Annotated in this window: 19 protein-coding genes, 2 tRNA genes and 1 pseudogene; 17 read left to right on the plus strand and 5 right to left on the minus strand. The window is 62.5% G+C overall.

The window, feature by feature from the left end; all coding sequences use genetic code 11:
* Positions 1 to 939: recombinase family protein (locus tag E0E29_RS06315; protein WP_130850800.1), on the minus strand; the 939-nt coding region annotated here is incomplete at its 3' end.
* Between the two features lie 89 nt (positions 940 to 1,028).
* Positions 1,029 to 1,475 carry a DUF3801 domain-containing protein gene (locus tag E0E29_RS06320; RefSeq protein WP_130849164.1) on the minus strand — a complete coding sequence of 149 codons (447 nt, stop codon included), beginning with the start codon at positions 1,473 to 1,475 and terminating at the stop codon, positions 1,029 to 1,031.
* On the opposite strand from E0E29_RS06320, the pseudogene E0E29_RS06325 reads away from it, so the two are divergent.
* From E0E29_RS06325 to E0E29_RS06335, 3 genes and pseudogenes are all read left to right on the plus strand, one after another.
* Positions 1,452 to 2,009: pseudogene (locus E0E29_RS06325) on the plus strand (VirB4-like conjugal transfer ATPase, CD1110 family); the annotation flags it as partial. The gene E0E29_RS06320 and the pseudogene E0E29_RS06325 overlap by 24 nt on opposite strands.
* Positions 2,010 to 2,043: 34 nt before the next feature.
* Positions 2,044 to 3,006 (plus strand): recombinase family protein, encoded by a 963-nt coding sequence (locus tag E0E29_RS06330; protein WP_242622542.1) that lies wholly within the window; start codon positions 2,044 to 2,046, stop codon positions 3,004 to 3,006.
* Between the two features lie 72 nt (positions 3,007 to 3,078).
* Positions 3,079 to 4,029, plus strand: a complete 951-nt coding sequence (locus tag E0E29_RS06335; protein WP_278045160.1) for a recombinase zinc beta ribbon domain-containing protein — start codon at positions 3,079 to 3,081, stop codon at positions 4,027 to 4,029.
* Between the two features lie 52 nt (positions 4,030 to 4,081).
* On the opposite strand, the gene E0E29_RS06340 is transcribed toward E0E29_RS06335, so the two are convergent.
* Positions 4,082 to 4,157, minus strand: a tRNA-Ala gene (locus tag E0E29_RS06340).
* Positions 4,158 to 4,274: 117 nt separating this feature from the next.
* A tRNA-Ala gene (locus E0E29_RS06345) sits at positions 4,275 to 4,350 on the minus strand.
* Between the two features lie 271 nt (positions 4,351 to 4,621).
* Between E0E29_RS06345 and acpP the strand changes: the two genes are divergently transcribed.
* From acpP to E0E29_RS06415, 14 genes are all read left to right on the plus strand, one after another.
* A complete protein-coding gene (gene acpP / locus E0E29_RS06350) occupies positions 4,622 to 4,849 on the plus strand; it encodes an acyl carrier protein (RefSeq protein ID WP_130849165.1) in 228 nt (75 codons plus the stop codon).
* Positions 4,850 to 4,852: 3 nt separating this feature from the next.
* Positions 4,853 to 5,302 carry an acetyl-CoA carboxylase biotin carboxyl carrier protein gene (gene accB / locus E0E29_RS06355; RefSeq protein WP_130849166.1) on the plus strand — a complete coding sequence of 150 codons (450 nt, stop codon included), beginning with the start codon at positions 4,853 to 4,855 and terminating at the stop codon, positions 5,300 to 5,302.
* 3 nt (positions 5,303 to 5,305) lie between these two features.
* A complete protein-coding gene (gene accC / locus E0E29_RS06360) occupies positions 5,306 to 6,679 on the plus strand; it encodes an acetyl-CoA carboxylase biotin carboxylase subunit (RefSeq protein WP_130849167.1) in 1,374 nt (457 codons plus the stop codon).
* Complete coding sequence (accD, locus tag E0E29_RS06365) at positions 6,676 to 7,560, plus strand: acetyl-CoA carboxylase, carboxyltransferase subunit beta (RefSeq protein ID WP_130849168.1); 885 nt, start codon at positions 6,676 to 6,678, stop codon at positions 7,558 to 7,560. The genes accC and accD overlap by 4 nt, the downstream gene beginning before the upstream one ends.
* Positions 7,532 to 8,365: an acetyl-CoA carboxylase carboxyltransferase subunit alpha gene (locus E0E29_RS06370; RefSeq protein ID WP_423202435.1), complete on the plus strand. Its 834-nt coding sequence runs from the start codon at positions 7,532 to 7,534 to the stop codon at positions 8,363 to 8,365. Before accD ends, E0E29_RS06370 begins: the two co-directional genes overlap by 29 nt.
* On the plus strand, positions 8,362 to 9,300 hold the full coding sequence (locus E0E29_RS06375) for a beta-ketoacyl-ACP synthase III (RefSeq protein ID WP_130849170.1): 939 nt from the start codon (positions 8,362 to 8,364) through the stop codon (positions 9,298 to 9,300). Before E0E29_RS06370 ends, E0E29_RS06375 begins: the two co-directional genes overlap by 4 nt.
* Before the next feature lie 64 nt (positions 9,301 to 9,364).
* Positions 9,365 to 10,300: a nitronate monooxygenase gene (locus E0E29_RS06380; RefSeq protein ID WP_130849171.1), complete on the plus strand. Its 936-nt coding sequence runs from the start codon at positions 9,365 to 9,367 to the stop codon at positions 10,298 to 10,300.
* Positions 10,300 to 11,229: an ACP S-malonyltransferase gene (gene fabD / locus E0E29_RS06385; protein ID WP_130849172.1), complete on the plus strand. Its 930-nt coding sequence runs from the start codon at positions 10,300 to 10,302 to the stop codon at positions 11,227 to 11,229. Before E0E29_RS06380 ends, fabD begins: the two co-directional genes overlap by 1 nt.
* Positions 11,230 to 11,232: 3 nt before the next feature.
* Entirely contained in the window at positions 11,233 to 11,976 is a 744-nt protein-coding gene (fabG, locus tag E0E29_RS06390) for a 3-oxoacyl-[acyl-carrier-protein] reductase (RefSeq protein ID WP_130849173.1), read from the plus strand.
* A 14-nt stretch (positions 11,977 to 11,990) separates the two neighbouring features.
* Positions 11,991 to 13,232 carry a beta-ketoacyl-ACP synthase II gene (gene fabF, locus E0E29_RS06395; protein WP_130849174.1) on the plus strand — a complete coding sequence of 414 codons (1,242 nt, stop codon included), beginning with the start codon at positions 11,991 to 11,993 and terminating at the stop codon, positions 13,230 to 13,232.
* Positions 13,233 to 13,236: 4 nt separating this feature from the next.
* Positions 13,237 to 13,665, plus strand: coding sequence for a 3-hydroxyacyl-ACP dehydratase FabZ (gene fabZ / locus E0E29_RS06400; RefSeq protein WP_130849175.1), 429 nt, complete (start codon positions 13,237 to 13,239; stop codon positions 13,663 to 13,665).
* 100 nt (positions 13,666 to 13,765) lie between these two features.
* Entirely contained in the window at positions 13,766 to 14,215 is a 450-nt protein-coding gene (locus E0E29_RS06405; protein WP_130849176.1) for a MarR family winged helix-turn-helix transcriptional regulator, read from the plus strand.
* A 570-nt stretch (positions 14,216 to 14,785) separates the two neighbouring features.
* Positions 14,786 to 15,088, plus strand: a complete 303-nt coding sequence (locus E0E29_RS18420) for an HNH endonuclease (protein ID WP_207303578.1) — start codon at positions 14,786 to 14,788, stop codon at positions 15,086 to 15,088.
* 126 nt (positions 15,089 to 15,214) lie between these two features.
* Positions 15,215 to 15,604 carry a hypothetical protein gene (locus E0E29_RS06415; protein WP_130849178.1) on the plus strand — a complete coding sequence of 130 codons (390 nt, stop codon included), beginning with the start codon at positions 15,215 to 15,217 and terminating at the stop codon, positions 15,602 to 15,604.
* A gap of 633 nt (positions 15,605 to 16,237) precedes the next feature.
* On the opposite strand, the gene E0E29_RS18425 is transcribed toward E0E29_RS06415, so the two are convergent.
* Positions 16,238 to 16,456, minus strand: a 219-nt coding sequence (locus E0E29_RS18425) for a hypothetical protein (RefSeq protein ID WP_207303579.1), incomplete at its 5' end; no start/stop codon positions are given.

Consider the following 16,456-nt stretch of genomic DNA (forward strand, 5'->3'; position numbering starts at 1 on the left):
CCCCTGCTGGAAGGTGGTATTTGCCATGAGCTTTTTCCGGCATTTCAGCCATGTGTCCGAGGGGATCAATGCTTCATGGGGAGCGATAACAAGTATCTGGTCTTTTAGGCACCTGTCCTTGTCCTCCTTAACATCCCGCCCCTGATAGAGATAGCAGCCGTTTGTTCCGGCAAAATCGGAAGCGTTATTGACAATCGCCGCGCCCTGGCTCTTGAAAAACTCGTACAGTTCCAAGTCGGCCTGTGCGTAAACAGGGTTCCGTAAAAGCTGGGAAAGGAAACTCCGAACCATTGACTTTTCGTAAATCTTGATACCCTGTTCCTCAAAGTAGCGGGTAATGTCTCCGAAAGAGGTTTCCGGTTCGGCGTACATCTCAAACATCAGCCGTACATGGTCGGCAGCTACGGGGTCGGCAACCATCTTTTTTGTACGGATACCCTCTACCACGGTGGGCTCCAACTGATAGCCGTATGGAGCCTGCCCGCTCATGTGGAAGCCTTTCAGGCATCGGGAATAGTAGGCGTCCGTGACGCGCTTCTGGATTGTCTCACGTTCAAGCTGGGCGAATACAATGCAGATGTTCAGCATGGCCCGTCCCATCGGGGTCGAGGTATCAAACTTTTCCGTGGATGATACAAACTCTACATCGTACTCTTGAAACAGCTCCATCATATTTGCGAAGTCCAGAATAGAGCGGCTTATCCGGTCCAGCTTGTACACGATGACCCGCCGAACCTTTCCCTTGCGGATCTCGCCCAGCAACTTTTGAAACTCCGGTCTGTCGGTATTCTTGCCGGAATAGCCTTTGTCCTTAAATACCCGGCAGCTCCCACCTTTCAATTCGTACTTGCAGAAGTCAATCTGACTTTCAATGCTGATACTGTCCTTGCGGTCTACTGACTGTCTTGCATAAATGCAATCTTCTCTGATAAATTCCATATTGGGCTCCTTTCCTTGTTGGAATGGAGCTACCAACCTTACAACTATATTATACTATCAGCAGCCCCGGACAACAATGTTGCGAATGGTTATCTGTCCTCATGCACCGCCTCCCTTGCACGTTCTTTCTTGTGGGACGGCTGGCGGGCCAGTTCAGCGGCAGCCCGTTTGAGCTGTTCCCGGATGGGAACACGGTGGGACTTGGAACGCTTCAACACGCGCCGGGAATATTCCGAAAAGCAAGCGGTGATGGCGTCGGCCTGCCCGCTCTTAAAAAACAACAGGTATTTGTCCGGCCCGGTCCTATAAAAGGCATAGTCCACATTCCAGCGCCGGGCCACCCGGTCAAAGTCCTTTGGGGACTCCACCTCGATGCTGTTCGTGGCGGCCCCGTGGCCCATAAGCTGGCGCACCGTCTGTTTTCCGTGGGGTGTCTGGCGGGCCCGGTACGTTTTCTTGATCTTCCGGCCCACCGCCAGACACGCCTGGGCTAGCACCCGGCCCGTGAGCTTTGGGGCGCTGCGTCCTACTTGCAGATTTTAGCGTCCGAGCTCTCTGACAAGCTCCTGGCGGAAATTCTGGAGCTGGATGCGGAAATGACCGTTACCATGCACATTCAGACAGTGGATTAGCTCAAAGCCATTAAGACCATCAAGGGAAAGCTCTCCGACATTGGCAAAATGAAAGTGGAGGAACAGCGCAAGGCGGTGCGGGCCGGGTACGATCCCGACATTCTGCCCCCTGACCTGATCACGTTCAGCAAGGACGCGGCGGAGCTCCTTGCCGATCTCCAGTCCCGCAATGAGCGGATGTTCCTGCTCACGTTCACGGTCATCAATATCGCCCCCACCCGGCAGCGGTTGGAAAACGATGTGTTTACGGTGGGCGGTATCGCGCAGAAATATAACTGTGCCTTGAAGCGGCTGGACTGGCAGCAGGAGCAGGCGTTTGTGTCCTCTCTGGCCCTGGTCTATAACGAGGTGGAAATCCAGCGGGGCATGACCACCAGCTCCACGGCGATTTTCATTCCCTTTATGACCAGGGAGCTCCGCATGGCCGGGCCATCCCTCTAAGTATGTACACGAGGGCTACGGAGCCCAGCGGATTGCCACCTACTTAAACAACCAGGGCTACCGGGCTCGCAGCGGCAAGATGTGGCATCACGCCACCATCCGGGGTATCATCTGCAACCTGACCTATACGGGCATACTCCGCAGCGGTGAGAGCCGTTCCCCGGTGCTCCCGCATTTGCAGATTATTGACCCGGAGCTTTTTGAGGCTGCCCAGCGCATCCGCACCAACCGGGCCAACGCCGCCGAAAAGGAACGCACCGTTCCCCGCAACATTGGCGGGCAGTCCCTCTTATCGGGAAATGTCTTTTGCGGCCATTGTGGAGCGCGGCTTACCCTTACCACGAGCGGAAAGGCGTACCCCTGTAAAGACGATCCCCACCGGGTCATCAAGCGGGTGCGGTATATCTGCTATGGTAAAACCCGCAAACAGACAGACTGTGACGGGCAGACGGGCTACACGGCCCATATTCTGGATGGGATCATTGATAAGCTGGTACGCCGGATTTTTGAGCGCATGAAAGCAATCCCTAAAAGTGAGATTGTCAACACTCGTTGCCGTGAAAAAATGGAGGAGCGGAAACGGCTACTTCAAGGTGTCCGGGCAGAACACGCCAAAGCTGCCGCTGAATTAGATATGCTGAAAGCAGAGGTCATCAAGGCCCTGCGCGGGGAAAGCGCATTTTCCAAAGACCTGCTGGGCTCTATGGTGTCCGAAGCCGAGGCCAAGTGTACCGAGCTCCAAAAGCAGTTTGAAGCGGCCCAGGCCGCCTATGAGGAAGGGCAAACCGTCCTGCGCTCTCTGGAGGCCCAATACGATGACATCATCTCTTGGGCGGATATGTACGACAGCGCCAGCCTGGAGGCAAAGAAAATGATCGTCAACTGCCTGATCAAACGGGTGGAGGTCTACCGGGACTATAAACTGCACGTTGACTTCAATATTGACTTTGACCAGTTCAACGGCGGTTTGGACATCGTGACCTTTGCCGCATAAAAGCAAAGCCTATCTCCAACAGAAGATAGGCAAAAGAAAAACTTGCCTTGAAGCAAGACAAGTTATCTAAGAATACCCAGCGCATCCTACCGGGCAAGAACGGGTAAGATGTGGCACCACGCCAGTATCCGTGGCATTGTCTGTAATCTCACCTATACGGGCGTCCTGCGGTGTGGGGAAAGCCGCTCCCAAGAGCTGCCCCATCTGCAAATCATTTCGCCGGAGCTGTTTGAAGCAGCCCAGCATATCCGTACTTCCCGGGCCAACAGCGCCGAACAGGAACGCCATATCCCGCTGAACACCCGGGGCAACTCCCTTTTGGCAGGGAATGTGTATTGCGGTCATTGTGGGGCAAGGCTGTCCCTCACCACCAACGGCAAGGCTTATCCCTGCAAGGAAGATCCCAATCGGGTGGTGAAGCGTGTGCGGTATGTCTGCTACGGGAAAACCCGCAAGCAGACCGACTGTGACGGTCAGACGGGCTACACGGCCCATATCCTTGACGGCATCATTGATAAGCTGGTGCGCCAGATCTTTGAGCGCATGAAGGCAATCCCCCAAAGCGATATAGTCAATATCCGCTACCGGGAAAAAATGGAGGAACGGAAAAGCCTGCTCCATAGCGTCCGGGCGGAATACTCCAAGGCCGCTGCTGACCTTGAAACGCTGAAAGGCGAGGTTATCAAGACCATCCGTGGGGAGAGCACCTTTTCCAAGGAGCTGTTAAGCTCTCTGATTGCCGAGGCCGAGGCCAAATGCCAGGAGCTTCAAGAGAACATGGAAAAGGCACAGGCGGCCTATGACGAAGGGAAAACGGTGCTTGCTTCGCTGAACGCCCAATATGACGATATAATCTCATGGGCGGAAATGTACGACACGGCCAGCCTGGAGGCAAAGAAAATGATCGTCAACTGCCTGATCCGCCGGGTGGAGGTCTATCGGGGCTATAAGCTGCACATTGATTTCAACATTGATTTTACGCAATTCAGCCTGGGACTGGACATCGTAGAAATCGCCGCATGAAAACAAAACCTCGCTTCCTTTCGGAAGCGAGGAAAAGTTCTTTCCCTTGAGATGGTGGAGATAAGCGGGATCGAACCGCTGACCTCTTGAATGCCATTCAAGCGCTCTCCCAGCTGAGCTATACCCCCAGATGTGGGAAAGAACGTTTATTTAGTTTTGTTGAGGGGTGCTGTTACACGCTTGTACCGCGCTCCCAGCTGAGCTATACCCCCAAATGAAAGAGAGTGACGATATGAAACTGTAAGTGGTGGAGATAAGCGGGATCGAACCGCTGACCTCTTGAATGCCATTCAAGCGCTCTCCCAGCTGAGCTATACCCCCATATGAGTTCTGACCGGAATCGTGATGTCCCGTACAGAACGGATGTTATTCTACCATCGACTTCCGGGAATGTCAAGGGCTTTTTCAGATTTTTTTGGAGAAAGTTGTTTTGAGATTAAAGATTTGATTATCAAAGAAAATTGTGCAAGTTCACGATTGACATTTTCCGGGAATCTGGTAGAATTACGCTTAAATTATTTTAGTTAAAAAAATTTAATTAAAATAATAGAATTGAGAGCCCGCCCCTTGCGGGCGAAAGGAGAACGCGACGATGTTTGAACAGGTGAGAGATGTTATTGTGGATACCCTGAGCTGCGATTTGGAGGCCGTCACCATGGACGCCCGTCTGGTGGAGGATCTGGAGGCTGACTCTCTGGACGCCGTGGAGCTGAACATGGCTCTGGAGGAGGCCCTGGGCTTCGCCATCGATGACGAGGAGCTTCAGAACATGAAGACGGTGGGCGACATCGTCCGCTATCTGGAAGCTCATCAGGAGTAAGCCATGGAGCTTTCTGATATCCTGGCCCTGCTGGACCACTTTGACGCCTCCTCTGCCGCCTCTATGAAGCTGCGGCTGGGCGATCTGCGCCTGGAGCTAAACAAAAACGCCGCCCCCGCGGCTGTGGCTCCCGCGGCGGTTCCCGTGGTCGCTGCCCCTGCGGCTGTTGCCGCGCCTTTCCCCACCGCCGAGGCACCCAAGGCCCAGGCTGAGGGCACCACTGTGAAGGCGCCCCTGGTGGGCACCTTCTATGCCGCCTCCGCCCCCGGCGAGGCCCCCTTTGTCTCTGTAGGAGATACGGTGAAGAAGGGCCAGACCCTCTGTGTACTGGAGGCCATGAAGATGATGAGCGAGGTCCCCGCCCCCTGTGACTGTGTGATCCTGGAGATCCTGGCCAAGGACGGCGACCTGGTGGGCTTTGACGCCCCGCTCTTCCAAATCAGGGAGTTGTAAGCTATGTTCCATCGCATCCTGATCGCCAACCGGGGCGAGATCGCCGTGCGCATCATCCGCTCCTGCCGTGAAATGGAGATCGAGACGGTGGCGGTGTACTCCACCGCCGACGCCGACGCCCTCCATGTGAAGCTGGCTACCCGGGCGGTGTGCATCGGCCCCGCCAAAGCGGGGGAGAGCTACCTCAACATGTCCGCCATCCTCACAGCCGCTCTGGAGACCGGCTGTGACGCCATCCACCCCGGGTACGGCTTCCTCTCCGAAAACGCGGAGTTCGCCGACCTGTGTCAGCAGTGCGGATTGAAGTTCATCGGCCCCTCCGGAGACGTGATCCGGAAGATGGGCAACAAATCCGCCGCCCGGGACCTGATGCGCGCAAACGGCGTGCCTGTGGTGCCCGGCTCCGACGGCCCCGTCGCCAGCGCCGAGGAGGCCCTGGAGATCGCCGAGGCCATCGGCTATCCCGTCCTCATCAAGGCCAGCGCCGGCGGCGGCGGCCGCGGCATGCGCCGGGTGGACGCCGCTGAGGACCTGCCGGCCCTCTACGCCTCCGCCCAGGCGGAGGCTGTGGCCTGCTTCGGGGACGGGGAGCTCTATGTGGAAAAGCTGATCCTCAGCCCCCGCCACATCGAGTTCCAGATCCTGACCGACGGCCAGGGCAACGTGGTCCATCTGGGGGAGCGTGACTGCTCCATTCAGCGCCGCAACCAGAAGCTGATGGAGGAATCCCCCTCCAAGGCCCTGAGCGCCGAGCTGCGTGAGGCCATGGGCGACGCGGCGGTGCGGGCGGCCCAGGCCGCCGGCTATCAGAGCGCCGGCACCGTGGAGTTTGTGCTGGACCACGACGGAAATTTCTATTTTATTGAGATGAACACCAGGATTCAGGTGGAGCATCCGGTCACCGAGTTCGTCACCGGGCTGGACCTCATCCGGGAGCAGATCCGCATCGCGGCGGGGCTCTCGCTGTCGGTCCGGCAGGAGGACGTCCGGCAGACCGGCTGGGCCATGGAGTGCCGCATCAACGCCGAGGACCCCACCCAGGGCTTCCACCCCTCTCCCGGCAAGGTGGAGTTCCTGCACCTGCCCGGCGGACCCGGCGTCCGGGTGGACACCGCCCTCTTCAACGGCAGTGAGCTCTCCCCCTGGTATGACTCCCTGGCGGCCAAGGTGGTGGTGTACGCCCCCACCCGCCTGGAGGCCATCCGCAAGATGCGCCGGGCTCTGGAGGAGCTCATCATCGAGGGCTTCCCCACCACGGCGGATCTGTGCCACCTGATCCTGTACCAGCCCGACTTCGTGAAGGGCAGATATGATACCGGCTTCTTGGAGCAGCACATGGATGAGCTGCTCAAGTGGGACTGTGAGGGCAATCAATGAGAGATTCCTTTCGCCAGCGGCGGGAGCGGATGATCCAGCTCAAAACCCGACGCGAGGGTAAAGAGACGGACATCCCCCGCAAGCACATCACCAAGGCGGTCTTTGGAAAGTGTCCCGACTGCGGGGCAATGGTGCCCAAGACCGAACTGGCCCGCACTCTGTACGTATGCCCCAAGTGCGGCTACCACCACCCGGTGGGAGCCTATCTGCGGCTGAGCATGCTCCTGGACTCCAAGAGCTTCCGGGAGCTGGACGAGAAACTCACCGCGCCCAACGCGTTGAAATTCCCCGGCTATGATGACAAGCTCCAGACGGCCCGGAAGAACACCGGCCTCACCGAGGGCGTGGTCACCGCCCGGGGTAAGATCGACGGCCGTCTGGCCGTCTTTGCCGTGCTGGACAGCCGTTTCCTCATGGGCAGCATGGGCGCGGCGGTGGGGGAGAAGATCACCCGGGCTGTGGAGTATGCCGACCGGGCAAACCTGCCCCTCATCATCTTTTCCGCCAGCGGCGGCGCCCGGATGCAGGAGGGAATTTTGTCCCTCATGCAGATGGCCAAGACCAGCGCTGCCCTGGAGCGGTTCAGCGAGCACGGCGGCCTTTATATCTCCGTGCTCACCCACCCCACCACCGGCGGCGTTACCGCCTCCTTCGCCTCCCTTGGGGATGTGACCCTGGCCGAGCCCGGCGCGCTCATCGGCTTCGCCGGGCCCCGGGTCATCGAGCAGACCATTGGGCAGAAGCTGCCCGAGGGCTTCCAGCGCTCCGAGTACCTGGAGGAGCATGGCTTCGTGGACCAGATCGTCCCCCGGAGCCAGATGAAGGAGACCCTTTCCCTTCTGCTGAGACTCCATGAGAAACGGGGTGAGGACCATGGCTGAGATCACCGCGGCTGAGCGTGTGGCCCTGGCCCGCCACGCCGGACGGCCCGGCACGGCGGACTACATCTCCGCGCTGTTTACCGACTTTTTTGAGTTCAAGGGGGACCGGCAGTGCCGGGAGGACCCCGCCATCCTGGGTGGCGTGGCCCTCTATAAGGGCCACCCGGTCACCGTCATCGGACACCGGAAGGGCAAGACCCTTCAGGAGAATATGACCTGCAACTTTGGTATGCCCGGCCCCGAGGGCTACCGGAAGGCCCAGCGCCTCATGCGCCAGGCCCAGAAGTTCCGCCGGCCGGTCATCACCTTTGTGGATACCCCCGGCGCCTACCCCGGCCTGGAGGCCGAGGCCCGGGGACAGGGGGAGGCCATCGCCTCCACCCTGGCCCTCATGAGCTCCCTGGACGTGCCGGTGGTCACCATCGTCACCGGTGAGGGCGGCAGCGGCGGGGCCCTGGCTCTGGCTGTGGCCAACCGGGTGCTCATGTTGGAAAACGCCGTCTACCCCGTCCTCTCTCCGGAGGGCTTCGCCTCCATCCTGTGGAAGGACTCCAGCCGCTCTGGTGAGGCGGCCGGGATCATGAAGCTCACCGCCCGGGACCTGGTGGAGCTGGGCGTCGCCGACGAGGTCATCCCGGAGCCGCAGGGAGGGGCCCATGAGAATCCCCAGGCCGTCTTTGTGGCGGTGGACCGGGCCCTGCCCCACGCCCTGGACCGGGTGGTCCGGGAGGGGGACTTCGCCCAGCGGCGCTATGAAAAATTCCGAGGGATGGGCACGCCCCGATCCCGGAAGGAGGGGCTATGAAGGGATTGAAAATCGTGTCCACCGGCCGGGCCCTGCCCGCCAAGGTGGTCACCAATGACGATATGAGCAAGCTGGTGGAGACCAGCGACGAGTGGATCGCCACTCGTACCGGTATCCGTACCCGGCACTTCTGCGAGGGTGAGAAGCAGTCCGACCTGGCCGAGCAGGCGGCCCGGAGGGCGCTGGAGCATGGGAAGATAGACCCCAAAGACCTGTGTGCCTGCATCGTGGCCACCGTCACCCCCGACCACTCCGCCCCCACCAGCGCCTGCCTGCTGCAGCAGCGGTTGGGCCTCCCCGAGGACATCCCCTGTTTTGACATGAACGTGGGCTGCACCGGCTTTATTTACGCACTCCAGGTGGCCAGGGGCTTCCTGCTCCAGAGCGGACGGCCCCACGCCCTAGTTATCGGGGCGGAGTCCCTCAGCCGCATCACCGATTTCACCGACCGCGGGACCTGCGTCCTCTTCGGGGATGGCGCCGGCGCGGCGGTGGTGAAGCTGGAGGAGGACAGCCTCTATGCCTGCACCCTGGGCGCCCGGGGAGACGCTGAGGCCATCTTCATCGAAGGACCCGGCTCCGAGCGGCCCTACATCCACATGGACGGTCAGAAGGTATTCCGCTTTGCCGTGGAGGCAGTGCCCCACTGTATCCACGTCCTGCTGGAGGAGACCGGCTTGTCCCTGGAGGACATCGACTGGTTCGTCCCCCACCAGGCCAACAAGCGCATCATCGACCACGTGGCCAAGAAGCTGAAGGTGCCCAATGAGAAGTTCTACCAGAACATGATGCACTACGGAAACACCTCGGCGGCCAGCATCCCCATCGCCCTGGACGAGATGGCGGAGCAGGGCCTGTTAAAGCAGGGCCAGAAGATTCTGTGCGTGGGCTTCGGCGCCGGCCTCACCTGGGGTGGCGCTCTGCTGGAGTGGTAAGAGCCGTCCGGCACCATACGGCGATGGAAACGCCGCCACCAAGAGAATAAGGATGGATATCATCATGAAACTGAACGAGATCCTGGGGACGGAGTTCCCCATCATTCAGGGCGGCATGGCCAACATCGCCACCGGTGAGTTTGCCGCCGCCGTCTCCAACGCCGGAGCCATGGGCCTCATCGGCGCGGGCGGCATGAATGCCGACACTTTCCGGGAGAACATCCGCAAGTGCCGCACCCTCACCGACAAGCCCTTCGGTGTGAACATCATGCTCATGCATCCCCAGGCCAAGGAGATGGCCCAGATCGCCGCCGAGGAGAAGGTCCCCTTCATCACCACCGGCGCCGGCAACCCCGCCTCCTTCATCCCCATGTGGAAGGAGGCCGGAGCTAAGGTCTTCCCCGTGGTCTCCGTGGTGGCCCTGGCCAAGCTGGTGGCCCGGGCCGGCGCCGACGGCGTCATCGCCGAGGGTACCGAGTCCGGCGGCCATGTGGGTGAGCTCACCACCATGGCCCTGGTCCCCCAGGTCTGCGACGCGGTGGACCTGCCCGTGGTGGCCGCCGGTGGCATCGCTGACAGCCGCCAGCTGGTGGCCGCCTTTGCCCTGGGTGCCTGCGGCGCCCAGGTGGGCACCTGCCTGCTGGTCAGCCAGGAGTGCCCCATCCACGAAAACTACAAGGAGGCCGTCATTAAGGCCAAGGACAGCGGTACTGTGGTCACCGGCCGCATCGGCGGCACCCCCGTCCGTATCCTGAAAAACCCCATGGCCAAGGCCTACATTGCCAAGGAGAAGGAGGGAGCCGACAAGATGGAGCTGGAGCAGTTCACCCTGGGCTCCCTCCGCCGGGCCGTCTTCGACGGCGACACCAAGAACGGCAGCCTCATGGCCGGTCAGGTGGCCGGTATGCTCCATGAGATCCGCCCCGTCCGGGCCATCCTGGAGGACCTGTGCGGCGGCTGCAAGTCCGTGCTGGACCGCATCGAGAAGGAGGGCTTTTGATGAAACTGGCCTTCCTTTACGCCGGTCAGGGCACCCAGCACGTGGGCATGGGCAGGGACCTCTATGAGACCTACCCCGCCTTCCGGGCGGTGCTGGACGCCGCCAAGGTGGACTTTGACCTCAAAAAGCTGTGCTTTGAGGGTCCCGAGGAGACCCTGAGCCAGACCCAGTACACCCAGCCCTGCATGGTGGCCTTCGCCGCAGGCGTCACCGCCGTCCTCTATGAAAAGGGCGTCCGTCCCGCCATGGCCGCCGGCCTGAGCCTGGGCGAGTACTCCGCCCTGTGTGCCGCCGGGGTCCTCACCCCGGAGCAGGCCATCGAGCTGGTGGCTTTCCGGGGCAAGGCTATGGCAGGCGCCGTGAAGGACCGGCCCAGTGCCATGGCCGCCGTTCTCATGCTGGGCCGTGAGGAGCTCCAGAAGTGCTGTGACGCCGCCTCCCACCTGGGGGTGGCCGAGATCGCCAATCTCAACTGCCCCGAACAGATCGTCATCGGCGGCGACGCCGCCGCCGTGGAGGAGGCCGGCCGTCTGGCCAAGGAGGCCGGTGCCAAGCGGGTCATGCCCCTGAAGGTGAGCGGACCCTTCCACACCTCTCTGATGGCCCCAGCCGGGGATGCCCTGGAGGAGCGGTTCCGGAGCGAGAGCTTCAACACCATGAATTTCCCTGTCCTCTTCAACTGCAGGGGCGACGTGATGGGCCAGGGAGACACCATCCCCGGTCTGCTGGTCAAGCAGGTCCAGAGCAGCGTCCATATGGAGGACACCATCCGCAACATGGCCGCCCACGGGGTGGATACCATCCTGGAGATCGGCCCGGGCAAGGCCCTGAGCGGCTTTGTCAAGAAGACGGACAAGAGCATCACCACCTACGCCGTGGAGACGGCGGAGGACCTGGAGGCGGCGGTGGCCGCCCTGAAAGGAGCGTAAAAGATGAGCTTACAGGGTAAATGCGCCCTGGTCACCGGCGGCAGCCGAGGCATCGGCCGGGCGGTCTGCCTGGAGCTGGCCCGTCAGGGCGCCCGGGTTGCCGTGAACTACGCCGGCAACGCCGCCGCCGCCGAGGAGACAGTGAAAGCCTGTGCCGCCCTGGGGGCGGAGGCCTTCGCCATCCAGGCCGACGTGGCCGACGCCGCCGCTACCGAGGCCATGGTGAAGGAGGTCCTCTCCCGCTTCGGCCGGCTGGACATCCTGGTCAACAACGCCGGCGTCACCCGGGACGGCCTCATGCCCATGATGAAGGAGGCCGACTGGGACGCCGTGCTGGACACCAACCTGAAGGGTGCCTTCCACTGCATGAAGGCGGTCTACCGGCCCATGATGAAGCAGAAGTACGGCCGGATCGTCAACCTCTCCAGCATCGTGGGCCTCCGGGGCAACGCCGGCCAGGCCAACTACGCCGCCAGCAAGGCCGGCCTCATCGGCCTCACCAAGTCCATGGCCAAGGAGTTGGCCGCCCGGAATGTCACCGTCAACGCGGTGGCCCCCGGCTTCATCGACACCGATATGACGGCCGCCCTGCCTGAGAAGGCCCGGGAGGCCATGCTGACCACCATTCCCATGGGACGGCTGGGCCAGGCCGAGGATGTGGCCAAGGCCGTGGCCTTCTTCGCCGGGGACGACTCCGCCTACGTCACGGGCCAGGTCCTGTGCGTGGACGGCGGCATGGCGGTCTAAAGGAGGAGACAGAGATGGAAAAAAGACGGGTAGTCATCACCGGCCTGGGAGCCGTTACTCCTGTGGGCCTGACCGCCGCCGAGAGCTGGGAGGCCGTGAAGGCCGGCAAGTGCGGCATCGGCCCCATCACCCTCTATGACGCCTCCAACATGAAGGCCAAGCTGGCCGGCGAGGTCAAGGGCTTCGACCCGGCCAACTACATGGAGAAGCGTGAGGCCCGGAAGGTGGACCGCTTTGCCCAGTTCGCCCTGGCCGCCGCCCAGGAGGCGGTGGAGCAGAGCGGCCTGGACTTCGCCAAGGAGGACCCCTACCGCTGCGCCATCATCATGTCTGCCGGCATCGGCGGCCTCATCACCCTCCAGAACGAGTGTGTGAAGGGGTCTCAGAAGGGATTTGACAAGATCTCTCCCTTCTTTATCCCCATGGCCATCGGCAACATGGCCTCTGCCCACATCGCCATCAAGTACGGCCTGAAGGGCATGGCCACCTGCCCCACCACCGCCTGCGCCGGCGGCACCAACGCCGTGGGCGACGCTCTGCGGCAGGTCCGGGACGGCTACGCCGATGTGGTCCTGTGCGGCGGTGCTGAGGCCGTGGTCACCGAGCTGGCTATGGGCGGCTTCACCTCCATGCACGCCCTCCACACCGGAGACGATCCCGCCGCCGCCTCCATCCCCTTTGACGCCCGCCGCAGCGGCTTCGTCATGGGCGAGGGCGCCGGCGTGCTGGTCCTGGAGGAGCTGGCACACGCCCAGGCCCGGGGCGCCAAGATCCTGGGCGAGGTGGTCGGCTACGGCGCCACCTGCGACGCCTACCACATCACCGCCCCTGCCCCCGGCGGAGAGGGCGGCGCCAAGGCCATGTCTCTGGCCCTGGAAGACGCCGGTGTGGCGCCGGAGGAGGTGGGTTACATCAACGCCCACGGCACCTCCACCCCCATGAACGACTCCTGTGAGACCCAGGCCATCAAGACGGCCTTCGGCGACCATGCCTACCACCTGGCAGTGAGCTCCACCAAGTCCATGACCGGCCACATGCTGGGCGCCGCCGGCGCCGTGGAGGCTGTGTTTACCGCCCAGTCCCTGATGGACGGCTTCCTGCCCGCCACCATCGGCTACCAGGAGCCCGACCCAGAGTGCGACCTGGATGTGGTGCCCAATGTGGGCCGCAGCGCCGATATCAAATACGCCATGTCCAACTCCCTGGGCTTTGGCGGCCACAACGCCAGCATCCTGCTGAAGAAGTGGGAGGGCTGAACCGATGGAGCTGAACATTGAGCAGATCCAGGAGATCATCCCCCACCGCCCACCCTTCCTGCTGGTGGATAAGATCACCGACTATGTCCCCGGCGAGTGGGCCAAGGGTATCAAGGCCGTTACTGTCAACGAGCCCTTCTTCACCGGCCACTTCCCCCAGTACAAGGTGATGCCCGGCGTGCTCATCATTGAGGCTCTGGCCCAGGTGGGCGCCGTGGCCATCCTCTCTTTGCCGGAGAACAAGGGGAAGCTGGCCTTCTTCGGCGGCATCAAAAACGTCAGATTCAAAAAGCAGGTCCGCCCCGGCGATGTGCTGGAGCTCTCCTGTGAGCTCATCGAGCGCCGTGGGCCTGTGGGCTTCGGCAAGGCAGTGGCCAAGGTGGACGGAAAGGTGGCCGCCCAGGGTGAGCTCACCTTCGCCGTAGGCGACTGACCCATTGCCAAAACGGCAGATTTCAGGTACGATAATAGAGAAAAGGCCGGCGTAAGCAGAGGCTGTACGTGCGGACACCGTCGTTTTGGAGGGGAACAGTATGCTGGAACAGGCGTTCAACGAAGTGTATACCAAATTCAAGCTCCATTTCTACCGCTCGGTGTTCGGGCGGTTCCAGAAGCGGGAGGCCAGCCTTACCACCGTGGAGACCTTCTGCATGGAGATCATCATGGCCCTGGGAAAGCCCACCGTCAATGAGTTTTCCAGTTTTGTGGGCATCTCCGCCCCTAATGCCGCCTACAAGATCAACAATCTGATCCAGAAGGGCTATGTCCGCAAGGAGCAGTCCGAGACGGACAAGCGGGAATACCACCTGGTGGTGACCCAGAAGTATATCGACTACTACAACATCAGCTACGGCTACCTGAGCACGGTGATGGACCGGATCAAGGCCCGCTTCCCGGCGGAGGATGTGGCCAAGATTGAGGAGATGCTGGACATCATTTCCGACGAGCTCATGCCTGAGATCCCGCTGCCCAAACACACTTGATAAGAAATGGACCCCTCCGGCACGTGCCGGAGGGGTCCATTTTTTACATGCCCATATGCTGGGTCATGTTCTCGGCGGCGTCCTCCATGGCCCGGATGGCCTTCTTGGCGGTGGCCTTCATGGTCTTCTTCTGCCACATGCGGCATGGCCGACAAGCGGCCAGGGAGTCCCGGGGCCGTTATCTGCCCCGGCCATGCAGGGAGAGGTAGCGGCAGGGTGGCCACAGGGGCGGGCGGAGCATGGCCGGCCTATGGCCGCCCATGATAAGGACTCGCCGCCGACGTGGTCCCGGCCTGCTCCATGCCGGCCTGGCGCCGCCGTACAGGCCGCCGCCGTGGGCCAGGGTGCCAGGAGCCGGCGCCTGTCCCTGGCCGCCCTGGGACCGCCTGGAGGCGCTGGAGCCGCCCTCCCGGGCAGTCCGCCGGCGGGGCTGCTGTTGGCCTGCATCCGGGCCGCCTCCTTTCGATGGGTGGGAGCATAGCACGGCAGTCAAGGCCAAGGCGAGCGGGCCAGAGGCCCGGCCTTGACAGCCGTGCCCACGGTGAGGTATATCGAAAGGAGGCATCCCGTATGATTTCGGCCAACATCAGCAAGAAAACCCGCCGGGCGGTCTATGCCCGGGACGGCTACGCCTGCGCCCTGTGCGACTCCACCAAGTATCTCCAGGTCCACCATTGCGTCAAGCGGTCCCAGGGCGGCACAGACAGCATGCAAAACCTCATCTGTCTGTGCGCAGACTGCCACGCCCTGGCCCACGGCATCGACCTCCGGGGCGTGGAGATGACCCAGGCCGACATGGAGCAGGCAATCACCGAGTACCTGGCGGACTACTACGCTCCGGATTGGAACCCCTGGGGGAAGGAGGGGCCATAAGCCCCTCCCCTCCAGGGCGGGCACTAGAACATGCGTTCGACAAGCGAAGGGTGTGCAGGATATTGTGGAAAACCGCCAGTTTTTCATATTCCAAGAAACTGACGTACCGACGGAAGGAGGGGCGGAGTGACCAGGGAAGAAGCCAGATTGGACCGTTTCAAGGCCGGGATAGCGGCCATGAGCGCCGCCGAGCGGGAGGCGCTGGAGGCGGCTATGCTTACGGCCAGGGCCATTCCTGAAGGGAAGGGCGTGAGCATCATTGAGCAACTGGTGGAGATGGCCGCTGCCAGGGCCAGGGCGGAGGCCAGACACAAGAGCGATGCTCAGACGGACCGGAGGCGCCGCCGGCTGGTGGGAGCACGGCTGCCCAAGCACCAGGCGGACCGGTGCCGGGCATGCGCAAAGCTGGAGGGGGAGTCGGTGTACCGGTTCGTATGCTCAGCCCTGGAGCGGGCATGCTCGGAGGTGGAGGCCAGGCACCGGCGTGGTCCAGATAGTGGCGCCGTGGGGCCGTGACGGGCTGTGTGCTGCTTGCCGGCAGCCGGTGGGCGTCACGACTGGGTTTTAGCGGTGCCCGCCCTCGCCGGCCTGGTTGCTTGCCGGGGCGCCGGCGTTCCCGGCCCTGGCGGCCCTGGCCCGGCTCTCGTGGCTTCGTGGTGGGCGTCCTGGGCCTGGCCTCGTCCTTCAGGTGCCGGGCCAGGCTGCGGGGCCTTGCGGGGGTCGGCCCCTTGGGCTGCCGCCGCCGCCGGCCTCCCTCTCGTGGCCCTCCTCTGCCTTCGGTGCGTCCTGCTTTCGGTGGGCGGTGCTGCTGCGGCGGCGGGGGCCGGTCCCGGCCCGGGCTGCGGCTCAGACAGCGGGCCGCTCGGGCCTCAGCCGGCCCGGACGGCCCGAACTCGCCTCCGCTCCGGTCCGGGGCCGGCGCCCCGCCCAATCGGGTGGTGCCGGCTCGTGGCGTGGCCGCAGGGGCGGGAAAAAGACGCTCCCCCCACCGTATGGAACGGTGGGGGGAGAGAGTTACATGCCCATATGCTGGGTCATGTTCTCGGCGGCGTCCTCCATGGCCCGGATGGCCTTCTTGGCGGTGGCCTTCATGGTCTTCTTCTGCCACATGCGGCATGGCCGACAAGCGGCCAGGGAGTCCCGGGGCCGTTATCTGCCCCGGCCATGCAGGGAGAGGTAGCGGCAGGGTGGCCGCAGGGGCGGGCGGAGCATGGCCGGCCTATGGCCGCCCATGATAAGGACTCGCCGCCGACGTGGTCCCGGCCTGCTCCATGCCGGCCTGGCGCCGCCGTACAGGCCGCCGCCGTGGGCCAGGGTGCCAGGAGCCGGCGCCTGTCCCTGGCCGCCCTGGGACCGCCTGGAGGCGCT

This window comes from Intestinimonas timonensis (assembly GCF_900626145.1).
In the GTDB taxonomy this organism is placed as follows: Bacteria; Bacillota; Clostridia; order Oscillospirales; family Oscillospiraceae; genus Intestinimonas; species Intestinimonas aquisgranensis.

Excerpts from the sequence above, each read along its gene's own strand:
- acpP (WP_130849165.1), top strand. The coding sequence starts at position 4,622 with ATGTTTGAACAGGTGAGAGATGTTATTGTGGATACCCTGAGCTGCGAT.
- accB (WP_130849166.1), top strand. The coding sequence starts at position 4,853 with ATGGAGCTTTCTGATATCCTGGCCCTGCTGGACCACTTTGACGCCTCC.
- accC (WP_130849167.1), top strand. The coding sequence starts at position 5,306 with ATGTTCCATCGCATCCTGATCGCCAACCGGGGCGAGATCGCCGTGCGC.
- accD (WP_130849168.1), top strand. The coding sequence starts at position 6,676 with ATGAGAGATTCCTTTCGCCAGCGGCGGGAGCGGATGATCCAGCTCAAA.
- E0E29_RS06370 (WP_423202435.1), top strand. The coding sequence starts at position 7,532 with ATGAGAAACGGGGTGAGGACCATGGCTGAGATCACCGCGGCTGAGCGT.
- E0E29_RS06375 (WP_130849170.1), top strand. The coding sequence starts at position 8,362 with ATGAAGGGATTGAAAATCGTGTCCACCGGCCGGGCCCTGCCCGCCAAG.
- E0E29_RS06380 (WP_130849171.1), top strand. The coding sequence starts at position 9,365 with ATGAAACTGAACGAGATCCTGGGGACGGAGTTCCCCATCATTCAGGGC.
- fabD (WP_130849172.1), top strand. The coding sequence starts at position 10,300 with ATGAAACTGGCCTTCCTTTACGCCGGTCAGGGCACCCAGCACGTGGGC.
- fabG (WP_130849173.1), top strand. The coding sequence starts at position 11,233 with ATGAGCTTACAGGGTAAATGCGCCCTGGTCACCGGCGGCAGCCGAGGC.
- fabF (WP_130849174.1), top strand. The coding sequence starts at position 11,991 with ATGGAAAAAAGACGGGTAGTCATCACCGGCCTGGGAGCCGTTACTCCT.
- fabZ (WP_130849175.1), top strand. The coding sequence starts at position 13,237 with ATGGAGCTGAACATTGAGCAGATCCAGGAGATCATCCCCCACCGCCCA.
- E0E29_RS06405 (WP_130849176.1), top strand. The coding sequence starts at position 13,766 with ATGCTGGAACAGGCGTTCAACGAAGTGTATACCAAATTCAAGCTCCAT.
- E0E29_RS18420 (WP_207303578.1), top strand. The coding sequence starts at position 14,786 with ATGATTTCGGCCAACATCAGCAAGAAAACCCGCCGGGCGGTCTATGCC.